We start from the raw sequence: 2982 nt of genomic DNA, 5'->3' as shown, positions 1-2982 counted from the left end.
CGCCTCCATGCCGGTCAGCGCCTCGAGCTCGGCCACGATGTGACGTTGCGTGGTGGATGCGGCCGCGCGCGCACGCGACAGCAGCTGCGCATCGAGCAGCGGCTCGATCGTCTCGCGCATCGTCATGACAGGCCTTCAGCGAGATCGAAGATCGGCATATAGAGCAAAACGACGATCGTGCCGACAACCAGCCCGATCGCAGACATCAAAAGAGGTTCGAACATACGGGTGAAGCGGTCGATCCAGCGTGTGATCTCGCCGTCATAGAACGCCGCCGACTGCGTGAGCATGTTGCCCATTTCCCCCGAGCGCTCGCCCACGCGCAACATGCGCAATGAGATGGGCGTCGCGAGATCCCAGGCCTGAAAGGCGCCGGACAAGGTTCCACCCGCCTGCACGGCGGCACGGGCCTGCATCAACGCCCCGCGCAACGCGGGAGAAACCGTCCCGCTGGCCGTTTCCATCGCGGCGACGATCGGGATGCCCCCTTCGAGCAGCATGCCGAGCGTCATGTAGAGCCGTGAAAGCTGATAGATGCGCAAGTGCGCCCCGAGAAACGGCATGCGTCCCAGAATACTCAGCAGTCCGGACCGCGCGATCGCGGCGCGCACGGCCATACCCCCGACGATGGCGATGGCAATGACCGCTGCGAAAAGCGGCAGACCATGGGCCGAGGCGAATTTGCCCCAATCGAGCAGCACCTGCGACATCCACGGCAGCGACCTGCCCGTGCCCTCGTAGATCGTCGCAAAGCGGGGCACCACGAATGCAATCAGGAACGTCGCCACGCCGCCGCCCACGACCATCAGGATGCTCGGATAGATGGAAGCGCTGACGAGTTTGTTGCGCACCGTGTCGATACGCGCCTGATAGTCGACGTAGCGTTGCAACGCGCGCGGCAGGTCGCTCGTCCCCTCGGCCGCCCGCACGATGCCGACGTAAAGCGGGGGAAACACATCCGGCTGCTCGGCTAGCAGGCTCGATAGGCGCTTGCCTTCGCGCAGCCCCGCGAGCAATCGTCCAAGGACGCCGCGCAGCCGTGCTCCGCCCTCACGCTCAAGCAATGCCTCCAGCCCCTCCACGATAGACAGGCCTGCCTGCAACAGCGCCAGCAGCTCCTGGCTGAACAGCACGAGCGAGACGCCGCCGCGCGAAACGGGGAGCCCGCGCAACGAGCGCACCGCAGCGAGCCGCGTCACGTGCAGCCCACGTGCTTCGACTTGAGCGCGCGCGTGCGCTTCGTCCTGCGCGTCGATGACGACCGCAATGATCTCGTTCTCCCGAGAGAGTGCTCTTACTTCGTATTGCATAGGGTCTTGCTATCTACCGATTGCTGCTGAATGCCACGCCCGCCGCGCCGGGGAGCGGACGCACTCGCACTGTCTCTTGCGCATCATTCGCTGCTGATGTCCGCATCTTCTCCGGTACCGCCCGGCCGACCGTCGCGGCCGTAGGAGATCACCGCGTAATCGCCCTTCGTACCGGGCACCTGATAGACGTAGGGATGCCCCCAGGGATCGAGCGGTACGCCCTTCTTGAGATACGGCCCCGTCCAGTTGTCTACATCGGCCGGCTTGACGACCAGTGCGTTCAGACCTTCCTCTGCGGTTGGAAAGCGACCGACGTCGAGCCGGAAATTGTCGATCGACTTAGTGAAGACGTCGATCTGCACACGGGCGACCGTCGCCTGCGACTTGCCCAGCTGCGCGAAATAGCGCGGTCCGACGATGGCTGCCAGCATGCCGATAATAAGGAGCACCACCAGCAGTTCGAGCAGAGTGAAGCCCCGCGTTTTGTCGTTCTGCGCGCCCCGCGCGTTTCTCCTGATGATCATCTGGCTGCCTGCGGCTGTGTGGCTGTGACGTTGTTATAAAGCTGGAACTCATACAGCGAGTATCCGTATTGCGAGTTGCGCTGCGTGCCGGCCATCCGCACATAGCGCGCGCTCACCGTCGGGAAGCTGAGGTCTTCAGTACCCCCCTGCCCCGCACTCTGTGTGTACGCCGTCGTCCAGGTCTGCTGGTCATTGGACGTCTGGATCTGATACTGCGTGCCGTACGCGTTCTGCCAGAACAGCACCACGCGGTTGAACGCCTGCACCGAGCCAAGATCGAGCTGAATCCACGACGGGTCGACGAATGCCGACGACCAGCGCGTATTCATGTTCCCGTCCACCGCAGCCGACGGCGGATACCCATCGTTTTCGTTGCCACTGGAGGTCGCCGTCGAGCCCAGCGCAAGGTTCACCGCAGCCGCGGCCGGTCCGAACGTCACGTTGACTGTGTGCGCCGCCAGCACGTCGCTGAAGGTGTAGCCGTTGACCAGCCCGATGTTTTGACCATCGACCACCACATCGGTGACCGCCTCGCCCGCGCCCGGCGTGAACGCATAAGTCTGCGAGCCGCCCTGATATATCGGCGTGCTGCCGGACGGGGAAATCGTGCCGCTGCCGCTCGCGCTGGCCGTGATCGGGAACTGCGGCGTGTTCGCCGTGTTGTACGCCTCGAACTCATACAGCGAGTAGCCGTACTGCGTAGCGCGCTTGACCCCCTGCATGCGTACATAACGCGCAGTCGTGAGCGGGAACGTGATGTCCTCGTTGCCTCCCTGCCCCGCGTTCTGCGTGTACACCGTCGTCCAGTTCTGCTGGTCGTTCGATGTCTCGATCAGATACTGCGCGCCATACGCATTCTCCCAACGCAGCACGACGCGGTTGAACGACTGCGCCTGACCCAGATCGACCGTGAGCCACGCGTTGTCGTTAAAGTCCGACGACCAGCGCGAACCCAGGTTGCCATCGACCGCATTGGCCGGACCATCGCCCGCGTCCTCCGCGCCGCTCGCGGTTGCAACCATGCCCACTGCCAGGTTGGCGCTCGGCGTGGGCGTGCCTGTGCCTGTGCCTGTGCCTGTGCCTGTGCCTGTGCCTGTGCCTGTGCCTGTGCCTGTGCCTGTGCCTGTGCCTGTGCCTGTGCCTGTGCC

The 2982-nt window shown here is 64.2% G+C and carries 3 protein-coding genes; all 3 read right to left on the bottom strand.

Going from position 1 to position 2982, the window contains the following annotated elements; genetic code table 11:
• Positions 1-122: 122 nt before the first annotated feature.
• Entirely contained in the window at positions 123-1310 is a 1188-nt protein-coding gene (locus WCA53_RS28130; protein ID WP_423918655.1) for a type II secretion system F family protein, read from the bottom strand.
• Between the two features lie 83 nt (positions 1311-1393).
• Positions 1394-1834 carry a type II secretion system major pseudopilin GspG gene (gene gspG / locus WCA53_RS28125; protein WP_423918652.1) on the bottom strand — a complete coding sequence of 147 codons (441 nt, stop codon included), beginning with the start codon at positions 1832-1834 and terminating at the stop codon, positions 1394-1396.
• The coding region (locus WCA53_RS28120; protein ID WP_423918649.1) for a discoidin domain-containing protein at positions 1831-2982 on the bottom strand (1152 nt) is incomplete at its 5' end. The genes WCA53_RS28120 and gspG, both read right to left, overlap by 4 nt.

The organism is Caballeronia sp. (assembly GCF_049581465.1).
Lineage (GTDB): Bacteria > Pseudomonadota > Gammaproteobacteria > Burkholderiales > Burkholderiaceae > Caballeronia.
Note: the sequence above shows the minus strand (reverse complement) of the source record. Positions and strands in the feature narration are given on the sequence as shown.